This is a genomic window from Allomesorhizobium aridi (assembly GCF_043769475.1).
In the GTDB taxonomy this organism is placed as follows: Bacteria; Pseudomonadota; Alphaproteobacteria; order Rhizobiales; family Rhizobiaceae; genus Allomesorhizobium.
On record NZ_CP171729.1, the window covers coordinates 2,778,874 to 2,795,152 of the forward strand.

At 63.4% G+C, this 16,279-nt stretch carries 15 protein-coding genes and 1 other RNA gene; 7 read left to right on the forward strand and 9 right to left on the reverse strand.

The window, feature by feature from the left end:
* Nucleotides 1-2: 2 nt before the first annotated feature.
* Both rsmH and mraZ read right to left on the reverse strand, forming a co-directional pair.
* The gene (gene rsmH, locus ACG873_RS15760; protein WP_394892926.1) at nt 3-1,019 is read right to left on the reverse strand and encodes a 16S rRNA (cytosine(1402)-N(4))-methyltransferase RsmH; all 1,017 of its coding nucleotides are present in this window, start codon (nt 1,017-1,019) and stop codon (nt 3-5) included.
* Complete coding sequence (mraZ, locus tag ACG873_RS15765; protein WP_394893537.1) at nt 1,016-1,480, reverse strand: division/cell wall cluster transcriptional repressor MraZ; 465 nt, start codon at nt 1,478-1,480, stop codon at nt 1,016-1,018. The genes rsmH and mraZ overlap by 4 nt, the downstream gene beginning before the upstream one ends.
* Before the next feature lie 397 nt (nt 1,481-1,877).
* Here mraZ and ACG873_RS15770 point away from each other — a divergent pair, with 397 nt between their 5' ends.
* Nucleotides 1,878-2,993 (forward strand): cystathionine gamma-lyase, encoded by a 1,116-nt coding sequence (locus tag ACG873_RS15770; RefSeq protein WP_394892927.1) that lies wholly within the window; start codon nt 1,878-1,880, stop codon nt 2,991-2,993.
* Between the two features lie 46 nt (nt 2,994-3,039).
* Here ACG873_RS15770 and rnpB read toward each other — a convergent pair.
* The 4 genes from rnpB to ACG873_RS15790 form a co-directional block, all read right to left on the reverse strand.
* Nucleotides 3,040-3,435, reverse strand: an RNA gene (gene rnpB, locus ACG873_RS15775) — RNase P RNA component class A.
* A gap of 83 nt (nt 3,436-3,518) precedes the next feature.
* Nucleotides 3,519-4,118 carry a lytic transglycosylase domain-containing protein gene (locus tag ACG873_RS15780; RefSeq protein WP_394893539.1) on the reverse strand — a complete coding sequence of 200 codons (600 nt, stop codon included), beginning with the start codon at nt 4,116-4,118 and terminating at the stop codon, nt 3,519-3,521.
* Between the two features lie 632 nt (nt 4,119-4,750).
* Nucleotides 4,751-5,515, reverse strand: a complete 765-nt coding sequence (locus ACG873_RS15785; protein ID WP_394892929.1) for an N-acetylmuramoyl-L-alanine amidase — start codon at nt 5,513-5,515, stop codon at nt 4,751-4,753.
* Nucleotides 5,512-6,231: a TerB family tellurite resistance protein gene (locus ACG873_RS15790; RefSeq protein ID WP_394892931.1), complete on the reverse strand. Its 720-nt coding sequence runs from the start codon at nt 6,229-6,231 to the stop codon at nt 5,512-5,514. The genes ACG873_RS15785 and ACG873_RS15790 overlap by 4 nt, the downstream gene beginning before the upstream one ends.
* Before the next feature lie 147 nt (nt 6,232-6,378).
* Between ACG873_RS15790 and ACG873_RS15795 the strand changes: the two genes are divergently transcribed.
* Nucleotides 6,379-7,281, forward strand: a complete 903-nt coding sequence (locus ACG873_RS15795; RefSeq protein ID WP_394892933.1) for a DMT family transporter — start codon at nt 6,379-6,381, stop codon at nt 7,279-7,281.
* Between the two features lie 48 nt (nt 7,282-7,329).
* Here the strand turns inward: ACG873_RS15795 and ACG873_RS15800 are convergent, their stop codons facing one another.
* Nucleotides 7,330-7,509 (reverse strand): hypothetical protein, encoded by a 180-nt coding sequence (locus ACG873_RS15800; RefSeq protein ID WP_394892934.1) that lies wholly within the window; start codon nt 7,507-7,509, stop codon nt 7,330-7,332.
* A 357-nt stretch (nt 7,510-7,866) separates the two neighbouring features.
* Here ACG873_RS15800 and ACG873_RS15805 point away from each other — a divergent pair, with 357 nt between their 5' ends.
* Both ACG873_RS15805 and ACG873_RS15810 read left to right on the forward strand, forming a co-directional pair.
* On the forward strand, nt 7,867-9,111 hold the full coding sequence (locus ACG873_RS15805; protein ID WP_394892935.1) for a DUF3419 family protein: 1,245 nt from the start codon (nt 7,867-7,869) through the stop codon (nt 9,109-9,111).
* Complete coding sequence (locus ACG873_RS15810; protein WP_394892937.1) at nt 9,111-9,770, forward strand: class I SAM-dependent methyltransferase; 660 nt, start codon at nt 9,111-9,113, stop codon at nt 9,768-9,770. The genes ACG873_RS15805 and ACG873_RS15810 overlap by 1 nt, the downstream gene beginning before the upstream one ends.
* A 7-nt stretch (nt 9,771-9,777) precedes the next feature.
* Here ACG873_RS15810 and ACG873_RS15815 read toward each other — a convergent pair whose 3' ends face one another.
* Nucleotides 9,778-11,166: a serine hydrolase domain-containing protein gene (locus ACG873_RS15815; RefSeq protein WP_394892938.1), complete on the reverse strand. Its 1,389-nt coding sequence runs from the start codon at nt 11,164-11,166 to the stop codon at nt 9,778-9,780.
* A gap of 222 nt (nt 11,167-11,388) precedes the next feature.
* Between ACG873_RS15815 and ACG873_RS15820 the strand changes: the two genes are divergently transcribed.
* Complete coding sequence (locus ACG873_RS15820; RefSeq protein WP_394892939.1) at nt 11,389-12,177, forward strand: GH25 family lysozyme; 789 nt, start codon at nt 11,389-11,391, stop codon at nt 12,175-12,177.
* Nucleotides 12,178-12,360: 183 nt separating this feature from the next.
* Complete coding sequence (locus ACG873_RS15825; protein WP_394892941.1) at nt 12,361-13,563, forward strand: lytic murein transglycosylase; 1,203 nt, start codon at nt 12,361-12,363, stop codon at nt 13,561-13,563.
* Between the two features lie 80 nt (nt 13,564-13,643).
* Here the strand turns inward: ACG873_RS15825 and ACG873_RS15830 are convergent, their stop codons facing one another.
* Complete coding sequence (locus ACG873_RS15830; protein WP_394892943.1) at nt 13,644-14,864, reverse strand: alanine racemase; 1,221 nt, start codon at nt 14,862-14,864, stop codon at nt 13,644-13,646.
* 190 nt (nt 14,865-15,054) lie between these two features.
* Here ACG873_RS15830 and ACG873_RS15835 point away from each other — a divergent pair, with 190 nt between their 5' ends.
* Complete coding sequence (locus ACG873_RS15835; RefSeq protein WP_394892944.1) at nt 15,055-15,972, forward strand: DMT family transporter; 918 nt, start codon at nt 15,055-15,057, stop codon at nt 15,970-15,972.
* Nucleotides 15,973-16,279: the final 307 nt, after the last annotated feature.

Sequence of the window (16,279 nt, forward strand, 5' to 3'; positions counted from 1 at the left end):
ATCTATCTTTCTCCGGACTGGCGGATTTCAGGAAGCTTCGGCAGCCCGAAGATGGAAACATCGGCCTGGCGTGGCGGCACGTCGGTGCGCTGAGCCGCGCGCAGTTTGGCCGAGCGGGCGCGTGGGTTTGCCTCCGTCTCGGCCTCGCCCGGCGCGACCGCGCCGCCCAGCTTCAGGAAGGTCGCCGCCTTCTCCTGCGCCTCGGGCATGTGGCGCGAACCCGCTGCCTTGCCCGACCGATCGGCGACAAAGCGCTTGACGATGCGGTCTTCCAGCGAGTGGAAGGTGACGACCACCAGCCTGCCGCCGGGCTTCAGAACGCGCTCGGCCGCGAAAAGCGCGCCGGCGAGTTCGCCGAGCTCGTCGTTGACGAAAATGCGCAGCGCCTGGAACACCCTGGTCGCGGGATGGATCTTGTCCTTGGGATTGCGTCCGACATGGTCGGCGATCGCTTCGGAGAGATCGCGCGTGCGTTCGAACGGCCGGACCGCCCTGCGCTTCTCGATCATCCGCGCGATGCGGCCGGCATGCCGTTCCTCACCGAGGAAGCCGAAGATGCGGGCCAGGTCGCCTGACTTGAAGCGGTTGACCACGTCGGCGGCGCTCAGGCCCTCCTGCGCCATGCGCATGTCGAGCGGGCCGTCATTGCGGAAAGAGAAGCCGCGTTCGGCCTGGTCGAGCTGCATGGAGGAAACGCCGATGTCGAGCACGACGCCGTCGGCACCCTGCGCATGCTGGTCGAGTTGCGAGAACGGCGCCTGGACCAGCGTCAGGCGTCCGCCTGATGCCTGCTCCATCGCCCGCCCGGCCGCGATCGCATCGGGATCGCGATCGATGGCAATGACAGACGCGCCGGTTTCCAGGATCGCGCTCGTGTAACCTCCCGCGCCGAACGTGCCGTCGACGATCAGCTCGCCCGGTTTCGGCTTCAGCGCCGCCAGCACCTCATTCAGGAGCACCGGAACGTGGCGCGCCGGTCCGCCAACCACGGGTTCGTTCCCGCCGTGACCCGCCATCATTCCGTGCTCCCGGAGGCTTTCGCCCCCAAACCCTGCCGCAGCTTCAAAAGCCGCGCACGCGCTTCCGCGCCATAGGCCGCCAGCCGGCCCGGCTCCCATATCTGGAAAAAATTCCCGCGCCCGACGAAGGCCACTTCCGCCGAAATGCCGGTGTGCTCGCGGATGAACTCCGGCACCGTGATGCGGCCGTCCTGGTCGAGCTTCAGGAACGTCCCGTCGCCATGGCAAAAGAACGACATGTCGTCCGCCGTCTGCAGGAACGGATCTTCCTGCGCGATCCGCTGCTCGTAGCGGTCGAGCAGGTCGAGCCCACCCACATCCATGGCCGGGATATCCAGCGCCCGTAATGCGTAGAGTTCCGAATAGCCGCGCTTCTGCACCACGGAACGGAAATGCGCCGGCACGGAAACCCGCCCCTTGGCGTCGATCCTGTTCACTGCATTCGACAGAAACCGGTCCATCACTCGATACAGCCGCTTCCGCCGCCGCGCCCTTTTCATTGTTGCGTCCGCGCCGTCGTCGCGCGGCCCTTCTGCGAAAATCCGTTGCGTTCCACGGCCGGAAAAATCGCCCCACGCAGCCGCCCCGACTGCATGTCTGACGAACGCTTTCACCGGAACCGGAACAAAGACTTGATTGTCGAAATGGGATATCATGGGGCAGTATGGGCGTCAACGGGAGCAGGCTTCACAACTTATCTGCGCGGGCCCGTAAACTCGGCTTTGGCAGCTTCCCCAACTTTATCGTCCATTAAGGCTAACGAACCGTTTAGCCACACTTCTTGTTTGCGGCTCGGCTTGCCCGCGGACCAGCCCCGGCATAGCCTTGCAACCGGCATCTCCGCGAAAGAACAACAACATGACCGACAACGCTCAAGCGCGCGCCGCGCACCTCATCCACCTGCGCCGCAGCGGATATTCACTCGGCGATCCGGTCGCGCTGCCCCTGACCATGGCTGCGACCTACCACTCGCCCGGCGACGCCACCGGCTACAACCAATATGGCCGGTTTTCCAACCCGACATGGGATGCGGTTGAAAAAGTGCTCGCCCATCTGGAAGATGCGCCTTGCGTGGCCTTCCCCTCCGGCATGGCGGCAATCGCCTCAATATTCTTCGGCTTGCTGAAGACTGGAGATCGCGTCCTCCTGCCGTCGGACGGCTATCATACCACGCGCGGCCTCGCCGACCGCTTTCTTGGAAAGCTTGGCATCGGCGTCGATGTCAGGCCGACAGCGTCCTTTCTTGACGGCGGCTTTGCCGGTTATCGGCTGGTCTTCGTCGAAAGTCCGTCGAACCCGGTGCTCGATATCTGCGACATCGCGGCGGTCGCCCATGCAGTCCATGCGGCGAGTGGAATCCTCGCCGTCGACAACACCACCATGACGCCCTATGGCCAGCGTCCGCTCGACCTTGGAGCCGACATCGTCGTCGCCGCCGACACCAAGGCGCCGAACGGCCATTCCGACGCACTGTTCGGACATGTCGCCAGCCGCAACGCCGACACGATCACAGCGGTCATGGACTGGCGCGAGACTTCAGGCAGCATACCGAGCCCGTTCGACGCCTGGCTGGTGCATCGGGGGCTGGAGACACTGGAGGTGCGGTTCGACCGCATGTGCAGTTCGGCCGAACTGATCGCCGGCCGTCTTAAAGATCATCCGGCCGTTCACGGGCTGCGCTTCCCTGGACTTGAGGGCGATCCTTCCCACAATCTTGCGCGCATCCAGATGCAGCGTTTCGGCTTTCTAATCAGCTTTTCGCTGGCGTCTGCCGAACAGGCGGACGATTTCATCGCCGGCTGCGAACTGATCCAGCCGGCAACCTCGTTCGGAGGCGTGCACACATCGGCCGAACGCCGCGCCTGCCGAGGCGACGCGGTCGGCCCAGGCTTCGTCCGCCTCGCCATCGGATGCGAGCCAGCGGAGGAACTCTGGACGGCGATCAAGGCCTCGCTGGATCGGCTGGGAGGTTAAGCGCCTCGTTTGCCCCAGGCTCTGCAAGAATTTGCAGGTAAAAAAAATTGCCAGCCGGCCTGTAAGCCGGGTTCTGTATGGCCTTCGCGCCTTGCGGCGCGAAAACGTGGCGGCCATTCGTCTTGGGCGCATGTCGCCATGCGCCTCACGCAACCTACCCGGATGGCGGGGCCGGAAACAGCCCTGAGGTTTCCCTCATACCATCCCTATTCGGTCTTGCTCCCGGTGGGGTTTACCGTGCCGCTCCTGTTGCCAGTCGCGCGGTGGGCTCTTACCCCACCCTTTCACCCTTGCCGCGAAAAACGCGGCGGTTTGCTTTCTGTGGCACTTTCCCTGGGGTCGCCCCCGCCGGTCATTATCCGGCACCGTGTATCCATGGAGCCCGGACTTTCCTCACCCGCAGCCTTTCGGCATTTGCGGGTGCGGCCGCCCGGCCGGCTGGCAGTGCGTATAAAGGCATTCGCGCGACAAAATGCAAACAAAAAGCCCGTTCCGGAGAGCGAGCTTTTGTCTGGCAGCTTGCGATCAGACGCCGAGGAAGCGCTTAATCTTGACGCAATAGGCCGACGACACTGGATTCATGCGCTTGGCGGCGTGGCCGGCATTGTATTTCAGGATCGTGCCGCAAGTGGTCCCGCCGCCGAGCTTCTGTGCCTTGGCGAGATACTTCATGCCGAATTTTATGTTGGTTTCGGGATGAAACAGACCCTGGGTGCTGCCTTCGTAGCCCATCATGCGGGCGGTCGAGGGCTTGATCTGCATCAGGCCGATCTCGCCGGCGCTGCCGCGAGCGTTCGGCCGGTAATTGCTTTCGACCTGAATGACGGCGTGGGCCAACGATACGGGCACGCCGTAGGAAGCTGCATATTGCGCGATGATCGCGCTATACTGGCCGCCGGTGCCCTTCACCGTCTTCGCGCCCTTGCTGCCGATCGAAGCGGTTTCGACCAGGTCCAGCGCCGTCGGCTCCTTCACCGCCACCTGCCTGTCACCACCGTCCTTGGGCTTCGATGTGCTCTTTTCCGCGAACTTCTCGGCCTTGGGCGTGATCTTTTCTACGGCCTTCTTGGCTTTGGGAGTGCTCTTTTCCGCAACCTTCTGGGCTTTAGGCGCGCTCTTTTCCACGACTTGCTTGGCCTTAGGAGTGCTCTTTTCCACGACCTGCTTGATCTTCGGCGTCTTCTTTTCTGCTGTATGCTTGGTCTTTGACGAGCTCTTGGTCGCGACCCGCTTCGGCTCGGCCTTTTCGGCTACCCGCTTTTTGTTCGGCTCACTCTTTTCGGCTGCCTGTTTTTTTGCGGGTGCGCGCTTCTCGGCTACGCGCTTGGTTTTCGCCTGACTTTTCTCCGCCGCCTGTCTGGCGACGGCCTTGTTTTGCCTGCTCTTGTCGGACTTTGTCGTCGCCTGTTCCTGCTTCTCGCTTTTGGCGGTGGCTTTGTCTTGCGTTTTTGCCACGGGAGCGGTTTCGGAATCCTCGACCCTGAGGCTCTTGCTCGGATGTGGCGCTGAATTTGCGGCAAAGCTCGTCAGTCCGGCAGCGAATGCTGCCGCTAAAACGGTCAGTTTTTTCATTGTTTCCCGTGTGTATAGAGCCGCACGAAAGATCTTCGCACGACAGCCCAAACCTTAATGACGCTGCTTCTAGGAACAGCTTTGTCATCTGTACAGAAATGGCTTTGACGGTCGAATGAGTAGCTAAAAAGGCGTGGGAAATCACATTATGTTACAGAATGAAGCTTTGGCCGTACTGCCGCACGTCATACAAGACTGGCAGGCAGCGAAGCCAATAGACGGCGCAAGGTCTCGACCGTCGCGCGGTTAGCTATCCCGTCGACCTGCCTTGGGCGAAAATGCCGCTGGAACGCCGCGAGCGCGATCTCAGTCTGGCGGTCAAAAAGCCCGGTAATTTCCACTCCGTAGCCGTACAGCGCCAGCATCGATTGAAGTTCTTCGACCGGTCCGCCGTTGTCGCCCAGGCGAAGAACCGGCCCGCCGCGCAGCCGCGCAGGCTCTACGAAATGGCCGAGTCCGTGGCGTGCCAGAAGCCGCCATGGAAATTTCTCGCCAGGATCGACTTTACGGCCAGGGGCCACATCCGAATGACCTACTATCATCTCAGGCCGCACACCATGCCGGTCACAAATGCCGCGGCAAAGCTTCATCACCGCAAGTATCTGGGCTTCTGGAAATTTCCGATAGCCGAACTCGTGCCCCGGATTGACGATCTCGATGCCAATCGACCGCGAGTTTATGTCGGTCGCACCGCGCCACGAGCTTTTTCCCGCATGCCAGGCGCGATCGCTTTCGCGCACCATCTGCACGATGCGGCCATTCTCGTGCACCAGATAATGCGACGACACTTCGCTTGCCGGGTCGCAGAGCCGGGCTTCGGCTGCCTGTCCGGTCTCCATGCCTGTGTAGTGGAGCACGATCATGTCGGGGCGCGAGACGCCCTGCCGCGGTCCGAAATTGGGCGAAACCCTCACCTCCGCGCCGGAATGATCGGGCGCAAATCCGCTCATAGATGCCGGAAGCCCCGTTCGATCATTTCGTAGGCGGCATTGATGGCCGCGATGCGCGTGGTGGCGATCGCGATGAACTCTTCAGGCAGCCCGCGCGCGATCAACTTGTCGGGATGGTTGTGGGCGACGAGTTGGCGGTAATGCCTGCGCACCTCCTCGAACGGCTTGCCGCGCTCGATGCCAAGTACGGTATAGGGATCGGCTTCGCCGAGATCGAGATGGCGGGCGAGTATGCTCTGATAATGATCTTCGCCGATCATGAAGATCTGCGCCACGCGGTGGAGATACAATCCCTCCCTTTCGTGCAGCAGCCCGTCTGCCTTGGCGATGTGGAACAGGCCGTCGAGTACGTCTTCGAGCATCGCGCAGTTCGGCCGGCCCGACCCGCACAGTCTGGCCATGCGCTCCGCATAGGTCTCGAAACCGGCAACGTCGGCCTGCGCCAGGTCGTAGAGCCTGGCGACATTGCGCGTCTCTTTCGTCGGCACCGAGAATATCTGCTGAAAGGCGCGGATCTCGTCCTGCGTGACGATTCCGTCGGCCTTGGCCATCTTCGCCGACAGCGCGATCATGGCGATCGAGAAGGAAACGCGTCGGCGCAACTCCGCGTCGCCCTCAAAAATCGTTCGCACCGCCTCGACCACGTCCGCGACTCCCGTCGCGGCGGAGGAGGTTACGCGCGCGACGAATTCGCCAATGCGGTCCCAAATCGACATGCCGCTTCATAAACCATCATCCAACGCATTGGCGAGACGCAATACGCCGCGGCTGCGAAGCAGGAGATGCTGCGCGGCTCCGGCATGGCGCGCGTGGACCAAATGATTTGCCGCGACGAATGAACGCCCAGCCGTTATCCAGCCGCCATGAGCGACCCCGCTGAACTTGCCGGCAAACCGGCTCTATCGCGCGAGACCGCCGGTCTGGCGCTCGGCCTGCTTGGCGTCGTGATTTTCGGCGGCACGCTGCCCGCAACCCGCGTCGCGCTGCAGACGTTCAGCCCATGGTTCATCACTCATGGCCGCGCCGCGCTCGCTTCGGTAGCTGCTGCCATCCTGCTGGCGCTCATGCGCAAGCGTTTCCCGAGAGAGGATGCGCCGGCGCTTTTGCTTGCCGGCCTGCTCCTGGTCTTCGGATTTCCGGTCCTGTCCTCCATCGCCATGCAGACCGTACCTGCCGCGCATGGCGGCGTCGTGCTCGGCATATTGCCGCTCGCCACCAGCATTTTCGCCGCCCTGATCGGCGGCGAGCGGCCGTCCGTGCTGTTCTGGATTTGCGGGGTGGCGGGCGCGGCCATCGTGGTGACCTTTGCGGTGCGCGACAATGGCATGCAACTCGTTTCGGGCGACATCTGGCTTTTCCTGGCAGGAATTTCCGCCAGCCTGGGCTATGTCGTCTCCGGCAAGGTGTCGCGGAAGATGCCGGGTTGGGAAGTCATCTGCTGGGCGCTCATCCTAACCGCTCCGGTCACAATTCCCGGCACGGTACTGACCTTCCGGCCGGAATTCGCCCAAGCGGCGGCGCCGCAAATCCTTGCGTTCCTCTATCTCGGTTTCGGCTCGATGTTTTTTGGTTTCTTCGCCTGGAATGTTGGCCTGGCCATGGGTGGCATTGCACGCGTCAGCCAGGTTCAACTGATGCAGGTTTTCGTCACGCTGACGATTTCGGCGACGCTTCTCAGCGAGCGCATCGGCGGCGAGACGTTGCTGTTCGCACTGGCCGTGGTGACGGTGGTTATGATCGGACGCAAGGCGCGGGTCGCCCGCTGACCGCAGAAAAAGGCCGGGCAGGCCCGACCTTTTCTGCGTTGGACGCCGTTACTGGGCAGGCGCCGGAGCCGGCTCGGCCGGCGGGGTTGCCTCGGGCGCCGGAGCCGGCTGCGTGGTGTCGGCCGGCGGGGTGGTGCTCTGGGTGGTCGAGTTATCGGCCGTATCGCTGCATGCTGCCACGCCAAAGAGCGCGATTGCTGAAACGAAGGCCAAAATCAAATTTCTCATACCATTTTCTCCTCAAACAAACCCCCCGGTCGCACCTCATAATGCATTACGAACGGAAACGTTGCGTCACATCTACTGTCGAAACGTAATAATCTGTCAGACCCGAACGTCGGTCCGCCCGAAGAGCAAACCTCGAGCGCCGAACCTCGCGGCGGTTCGTCGCGTCACATGATCCGGTCGAACTCCGCGATATCGGCAGCTTCGATGGTCGGTGCTTCGGCGACGCAGGTGCCGACGATACGCCCGATGGCGCCGGGAGTTGCGCGCCCTACGCCCGGCCTTTCAAGCGACTGTCACGGGCCTGTCATGGGCTTCCGGTACCCGCTTGCGTTGACGCACAACCGGATTCGCCTCGCAATGACCGACCTTTCTTCGGAACTTGGCTTTCCTCGAAACAGGCGGCTCGGCAAGGCGGTCTACCAGAACCGCGCGTTGTCAAAAGCCGGCCTCTCGGAGCGCCTGTTCACATTCCTCTTCTCCGGCCTCGTCTATCCGCAGATATGGGAGGATCCCGAGATCGACATGGAGGCGATGGCCCTCGCCGAGGGCCATCGTGTCATCACCATCGCGTCGGGCGGCTGCAACGTCCTTGCCTACCTGACGCGCTCGCCGGTGCGGATTGACGCCGTCGACCTGAACACTGCCCACATCGCGCTTAACCGCATGAAACTGGCCGCGGTCCGCCACCTGCCCTCCCAGGCCGACCTGTTCCGCTTCTTCGGCGAGGCTGGCAACCGCCACAACTCCTCGGCTTATGACCGATTCATCGCGCCACATCTCGACCGGGCCAGCCGGGATTATTGGGAAAAACGCAACTGGCGTGGCAAGCGCCGCATCGCGGCCTTCGAGGACAACTTCTACCAGCGCGGGCTGCTCGGCCTGTTCATCGCCGCAGGCCATCGCGCGGCGAGGCTCTACGGCGTCGACGTCTCCAGGATCATGGCGGCCGAAACGCTGGACGACCAGCGCGCCTATTTCGAGAAGCACCTGGCCCCGGTGTTCCGGCGTCCGCTCATCCGCTGGGCCACTTCGCGCAAGGCATCGCTGTTCGGCCTCGGCATTCCGCCTGCACAGTACGATTCGCTGATAACCTCCGGCGACGGCACGATGGCCAGCGTGCTCTCGGCAAGGCTCGAAAAGCTCGCCTGCGATTTCCCGCTGAAGGACAATTATTTCGCCTGGCAGGCTTTCGCCCGCCGCTATCCCTCGCCCGGCGAGGCTACCCTGCCCGCCTATCTCGACGCCGCGAACTACGCGACGATCCGGCGCAATCTCGGCCGCGTTTCCGTCCACCACGCCAATTTCACCGAACTGCTGGCGCAAAAGGGCGCGGGCCAAGTCGACCGTTTCGTGCTGCTCGACGCACAGGACTGGATGAGCGACCGCCAGTTGAACGAACTCTGGACCGAGATCACCCGCACCGCCGCCCCCGGTGCGCGTGTTATCTTCCGCACCGCAGCCGAACCCAGCCTGCTGCCCGGCCGCGTCTCTCAGGCGCTGCTAGACCAATGGAGCTACGAGGAGGCGCAGTCGAAAGACTTCTCTGCCCGCGACCGCTCCGCCATCTATGGCGGCTTCCATCTTTACGTGAAGAAGCCCTGATGAGCGCCGCTGAAAGCGGCCATGCCGCGCTGATGGACGGCGTCTATCGTCATCAGCGCCATGTCTACGACCTCACCCGCAAATATTACCTCCTCGGGCGCGACCGGCTGATCGAAGGCTTGCACGTCCCGCCGGGCGGAACCGTGCTGGAACTCGGCTGCGGCACCGGCCGCAACTTGATCCGGGCGGCGCAGCGCTATCCCGACGCCCGCTTCTTCGGCATCGACATTTCACATGCGATGCTGGAAACGGCCTCGGCCGCGATCTCCCGCCACGGCCTTTCCGGCCGCACGGCGCTCGCAAAGGGCGACGCCACCGCCTTCGACGCGAAAGCGCTGTTCGGCCAGCCGGCCTTCAACCGCGTCTTCATCTCATATGCGCTGTCGATGATCCCCGGCTGGGAGAAAACCATCCCTGCCGGTCTCGCCGCGCTAGCGCCGGGCGGGTCGCTGCACATCGTCGATTTCGGCCAACAGGAGCGGCTGCCGGGCTGGTTTCGCTCGGGCCTGCGCGCATGGCTGGCCAAATTCCACGTCGAGCCGCGTGATTCATTGCGCGAAGCGCTGGAATCGGAATGCCAGCGGACAGGTTCAAGCCTTTCCATTCAAACGCTTTATCGCGGCTACGCAGTTCATGCGGTCGTGACGCGGGCAAGCTGAGAACACGCTATTCCACCGCTTTCGCCAGCGCCTCGAGCATCCCCTGCGGCTTGTAGCCGAGTTTCGACGGCGTCAGCCCGAGCCGTACCACGACCAGCCTCTTCGAAGGCGCGACCGCGATCGACTGGCCGTCATGGCCGAGCAGCCAGAACGCGTCTGCTGGCAGATCGAAGCCGGCGTCCGGATCCTGCCCCTCAGCCGTGCCTGCCACCGGTCCGTGCAGCCACACCTGTCCGCGGCCGTATTCGCCGTTCGAAGCCGGCGCCGGTTCCCTCATCCATGCCGCGAAACCCGGCGGCAGAAGTTCTGCACTGCTCCAGATGCCGTCCTGCAACAGGAATTGCCCGAACCGCGCCCAGTCACGCGCCGTCGCATACATGTAGGATGAGCCGACGAAGGTGCCGCGCGCATCGGTTTCCATCACCGCACTGGTCATGCCCAGCGGCCCGAACAGCGCCTCCCGCGGCCAAACCAGCGCCTGTTCCGTGTCGCCCGCCGCCTCCTGCCACAGTCGCGACAGCATCACCGTCGTGCCACTCGAATAGGAGAACGCCTTGCCGACTTCGTCCGCCAGCGGCTTTGCCGCGGCGAAAGCGGCCATGTCCGGCTCGAGATAGAGCATGCGCGTGACATCGGTGACGTCGCCATAGTCCTCGTTGAATTCCAGCCCGCTCGACATCGCCATCAGGTCGGAGATCTTGATCGCCGCGCGTCCGTCGCCGGCCCAGGCTTCGAACAGGCGCGCCCGCTCGACATCGAGCCTGTCCTCCTTGACCAGCGTGCCGATGATCGCGGCGGTCACGCTCTTGGCAATCGACCAGCCGAGCAAGGGCGTTTCGGCCGAAAACCCGGCGCCGTAGCGCTCGCCGACAATGCGCCCGTCTTTCACCACGACGACGGCGCGCATGCCCGGCCCGGTCATCGCCGGGTCGTCGAGAATTTCCGTGATCCGGGGGTGCTGCGACGGTTCGACCCGGTTGCCCTCGGGCCATATTCCATCAGGAAGTTCTGCCGGCAGCTGGATTGCGATGTCGGTCACCTGCGCCGAAGCCAGGTCGCCGTCTGGAACCGCCGCGCAGCCGAAGCCTGTTCGGTCCACGGCCAGTCCCTTCCCGAACAGGCCGAACAGCCCCGCTGAAACCGTTCCGGTACTATCGTCGACATCCACGGAGATCAGCTTCAGGATCGGATGGCCGGGCGCCTGCACATCGGCCTGCAGCACCTCGCCGGCGTCGCGCCCGGCTATAAAGACGTTGGAGCAGACGATTTTGGCCGAGTAACCAGCCGCTACCCGGATCATCGCCGGCGGCGCGAAATAGAGCCATGCCGCGAGCCCGATGAGCACCGCGATGGCCAGCCCCGCCAGCCATTTCGCTATTTTCGCCGCAATCCTCATCCCATCTCGCCCCTTCGCCCGCCCGCCGCCATCGTTCCGCCGCAATTCCTCACGGAAATTTCGCTGCCTGTCGAGCGGGGATCAACCGTTTGTCAACCATGATCGGCCAAGACTGGAATATTCCGGCCTGTCACGAGATGGCGGCCCGGCTGCGCGTCCAAGGGGGACACGCATACTCGATGAATATCCGGATGGGCTGAGGTCCGTCCAACAGGAGACGCGATGCGCCGTTTTCCGGCCCTGATCCTGCTGGCGCTGCTTGGCGCCTGTTCAACCGTCGAGGATCTATCGCCGGTCGCCGGCAGCACCGAGGTCTCGGTCGGCTATCCGCGCTTCGACGACAGCGACCCGCATGACTGGACGGGCCGCACGCCCTGGAACCATGCCGTGCACGGCACCGACGTATCGAAATACCAGTCGTCCATCGACTGGCACACCGCCAAGACCAGCGGCATTTCCTTTGCCTTCATCAAGGCGACCGAAGGCGGTGACCGTATCGACGACTATTTCGCCGAGCATTGGCGCGGAACCAAGGCCGCCGGCGTGCCGCGCAGCGCTTATCACTTCTACTATTTCTGCCGCCCCGCCGCCGAGCAGGCGGCCTGGTTCATCCGCAACGTGCCGCGCGACCGGTCGTCACTGCCGCCGGTGCTGGACATGGAGTGGAACCCGCAATCGCCGACCTGCAAGCTCCGTCCACCCGCCGCCACCGTGCGCAGCGAGATGAAGATTTTCCTGGAGATTGTCGAAAGGCACTACGGCAAGAAGCCGATCATCTACACCTCGATCGATTTCTTCGACGATAACGGCCTCGCATCCTTCACCGGCTACCCCTACTGGCTTCGTTCGGTCGCCGGCCATCCGACCGATCGCTACGGCGGGCACCCCTTTGTGTTCTGGCAATATACGGGAACCGGCGTCGTTCCCGGCATCAAGGGCAATGCCGATATCAACGTGTTCAACGGCAGCCCCTCCGCCTGGAAGAAGTGGCTGAAGGCGAATACGATCTAGAGGCGAACCGAAGGTCGCGTAGCGAAAATTGCGGACTTTTCGGGCAAGATCATGCGGAATCAACAAATTGCAATCCCGTTCCGATTTCTTCGGAACGGATCAGGCACTAATCCCCCCGCCTCGCCCGCTTTTCGCCACGACTTTTGGGCAGACGACAGCCTGCAATCAGGCGGAGCATTGAATATGAAATCGCGGACCATGGCGCTGGCGCTGCTTGCCGCCTTCGCGGCCTCGCCCGCAGCGGCGCAGCAATGCGGCGGTGACTTCGACGCGTGGAAGCAGACGGTCGCCGCGGAGGCAAGGGCGGCCGGCGTAGGCGAAACAGGCCTAACGGCCCTGGCGCAGGCTGGCGTCGACCGGAAGGTGCTGGAGCACGACCGTGCCCAGGGCGTTTTCACCCAGAGCTTCATCGAGTTCTCCTCCCGTATGATCTCCGACTACCGGCTGCAGCAGGGCAAGGCCAATCTGGAGAAATATGCCGACATCTTCGCCCGCGCCGAACAGGAGTTCGGCGTGCAGGGCCCGGTCATCGCCGCCTTCTGGGCGCTGGAGACGGATTTTGGCGCGGTCCAGGGCGATTTCGACACGGTCAATGCGCTGCTGACCCTTGCCCATGACTGCCGGCGGCCGGAACTGTTCCGCCCCCAGGTGGTGCCGCTGCTCACCCTCATCGACCAGGGCATCCTGCCCGCGGGCGTCAAGGGTGCCTGGGCCGGCGAAGTCGGCCAGACGCAGCTCCTGCCCTCCGACTATCTGGCGCGCGGCGTCGATGGCGACGGCGACGGCCTCGTGGACCTGCGCAACAGCGCCCCCGACGTCATCATGACCACGGCCAACAAGATCCTGTCGCGCGGCTGGAAGAGCGGCGCGCCGTGGATCGAGGAAGTCCGCGTGCCCGAGGCGATGCCGTGGGCACAGACCGGCCGCACCAACAAGCTGCCTCTGTCGCAATGGGCGGCGTGGGGCGTGACCCGTCGCGACGGCACGCCACTGACCGACAACGGCCTGAAGGCCGGACTGGTCCTGCCGATGGGCCACAAGGGCCCCGCATTCCTTACCTACGATAATTACGACGTCTATCTCGAGTGGAACCAGTCGATCACCTACACGATGACTGCCGCCAATTTAGCCGCCCGGCTTGCCGGCGCGCCGGCCTATGACAGGCGTAATCCCGAACCCGGGCTCGATGGCGGCCAGATGAAGGAGTTGCAGCACAGGCTGCAGGCGAAAGGCTATGATGTCGGCGGCATAGACGGCATCCTCGGCACCAACACCCGCGAGGCTGTCCGCCAGGAGCAGATGCGCCTCGGCCTGCCGGTGGACGGCTGGCCAACGCCGGCGCTGCTGGCGGGATTGGATCAGGGGAGTAGGGGAGTAGGGGAGTAGGGAAATCGCATTCGCCAAGCCGAAACAAGCTTTTCCCACTGCCTACTGCCTGCTGCTTACCGCCCTACTCCCGCACTCCCTCAATCCGCCATCGTCTCCAGCGTCGCAAAGCTCTCTGGCGCCTCGCCCTCGTCGAAAGGCGTCGCCACTTCCACGAACGTGTCGGGATAGAACCCGTTGAAGCGCGTCCGGAGCGACAGCGAGTATGCGCCGATATGGCCGATCTCGACCCAGTCGCCGGTGTCGATCGTCTCCGGCAGCCAGAACGGCCGCGACAGTATGTCGACGGAATCGCAGGTCGCGCCGCACACCTTGAACGGCACGATGTTCCTTTCCTCGCCGTTGCGCGAGCGGATCGCCGGATCGGGAATGAAGCGCGCCGGCAGCGTGATCTTGCCGGTCCAGCTGTCGGACAATGACGCCCAGATGCCGTCATTGATGTAGAGCCGCCTGCCCTTGCGCAAAAGCACCCGCACGATCAGCGAGAACGCGCGTGCGACAATGACGCGGCCTGGCTCCGCCACCAGCGGCACCTCATCGAACCCATATTCCTTCAGGTCGCCGCGCAGCCGCGACATGATCTGGCCGATCGAAGGCATCTCGACCTTCTTGCGATTGGGGTCGCGGCCGTATTCGGCCGGGAAGCCGCCACCGACATCGAGCCCCGCGATCGGAAAGCCCATGCGGTTGCGAACCCAGTCGGCCGACGCCAGCGCCCGCTCATAGGTGTCGGGATCCTCGATCTGGCTGCCGACATGAAAGCAGATGCCGACCTTGTAGCCGTTGCGATGCAGCCTGTGCGCCAGTTCCACCGCATAGGCGGGCCCGGCGCCGAATTTCTTCGACAGTTCGTAGGCCGCAAGTCCCTTGGTCTGTATGCGCACGAACACCGTGATCACGCCAGGATCGATGTCCAGCGCCCGCACCACCCGCGTCAGCTTGGTGATCTCATCCTCGTGGTCGAGCGCGATCACGCGGATGCCGTATTTTTCGAGCGCCAGCCGGATATCCGACTGCGCCTTGACCGGATGCATGTAGAGCATCTCGGCATCCGCGGAAACGGCGCGGACCGCCGCGAATTCGCCTGGCGAGGCCACGTCGAACGCCGTGACGCCGGCCTCGACCAGCGTCTTCAGCACCATGTGCTCGCCATTGGTCTTGACCGCATAAGCGGTTTTGCCCGGAAACATGTCCATGAACTGGCGGCAGTCGGCCTTCAGCACTTCGGGGCGAAAGCAATAGACCGGATCGTCGGGACGAAGCGCGAGCGCGGCCTCTTTCGCATTCTCGAATCGCTGCATCAGGTGCTCCTCGGCCAGTCGCCGTTACTTAGAGCACGTTCGCCGCAAAGGGAACGATTGTGTGCCCTGCGTTGAGCTTCCGCAGCCGCTGGCCGTGGCAGGAGAAAGCCCTACGCAAACGGGAATCGGGTGGCAGCGGCAGGTGAATGCCGCTAAGGCTTGGTGCGGACAAAGCATCCCAGAGGCTTCGATGACAGCGGTTCCGGCGGCGGTGGCCCCGCAGACGACAATGACAGCGCGGGATTGGGGCCAGCTTCTGCTGCTGGGGGCGATCTGGGGCGGATCGTTTTTCTTCGCTCGCATCGCGGTCGCCGAGATTCCGCCGCTGACGCTGGTCCTGTTTCGCGTGGCGATCGCGGCCATCGCCCTGCATCTCTATCTCCTGGTGCGTGGGCCTTCCTTCAAGCTCGCTTTGCCCCACGCGGCGGCCTTCTTCCTGCTCGCGCTGCTCAACAATGTCATCCCGTTCTCGCTGATCTTCGCCGGCCAGACCGTGCTCGGAGCCGGCCTTGCCTCGGTGCTCAACGCCACCACGCCGTTCTGGACGCTGATCGTCGCCAACGCGCTTACCAGCGACGAGAAGCTGAGCTGGAACAAGGTCGCAGGCATCCTGCTCGGCATCGCCGGCACGGCGGTGATGATCGGGCCCGGCCTGATCGCCGGCCTGGGAGGGCCGGTCTGGGCCAAGTTCGCGCTTGTCGGCGCTTCGCTTTCCTACGCCTTCGCGCTGATCGTCGCCCGCCGTTTCAAGGGCGTGCCGCCATCCGTCGTGGCGGCCGGCCAGCTCACCGCCTCGACGGCGATGATGCTGCCGGTAGTGCTGATCATGCACGGCACGGCGGGACTGTTCGAGGCAAGCGCGCCGGTATGGACGGCGGTGCTGGCTCTGGCGCTCATCTCCACTGCCTTCGCCTACATCCTCTATTTCAACGTTATCGCCTCGGCGGGTGCGACCAACGCCTCGCTGGTTACGCTGATCGTGCCCGCAAGCGCCATTCTTTTGGGCATCACCTTTCTCGGCGAAAGGCTCGATCTGTTCGAACTAGCCGGCATGGCGCTGATCGCGTTTGGCCTTGTCACCATCGACGGCAGGCTGTTCCGCCGGTAACGGTCCGAATTTTTTGTTCACAGCCCGTGAAGCCGATTTTAGCCGAATATTTTCAAGAACTAACGCGACGCAACGGGTCGGATTTTTCACAATCCTGCCGCAATGCAGCACGTTTTCCGCTTGCCTGTTGCACAAAGTCCCCTAGACTCGGCGGATAGCTCTTAATCAGGAGGCTACGCATGGGACTTACTCGGCCGATCAATGCATTGATGATTTGTGCTGCGTTCGCTTTTATCGGCGCCCTCATCATGGGAGTTCTTCCTTAAGCCACCGAAGCTTGGAGGAGGCCAGCTAGTCTGGCAGGGAT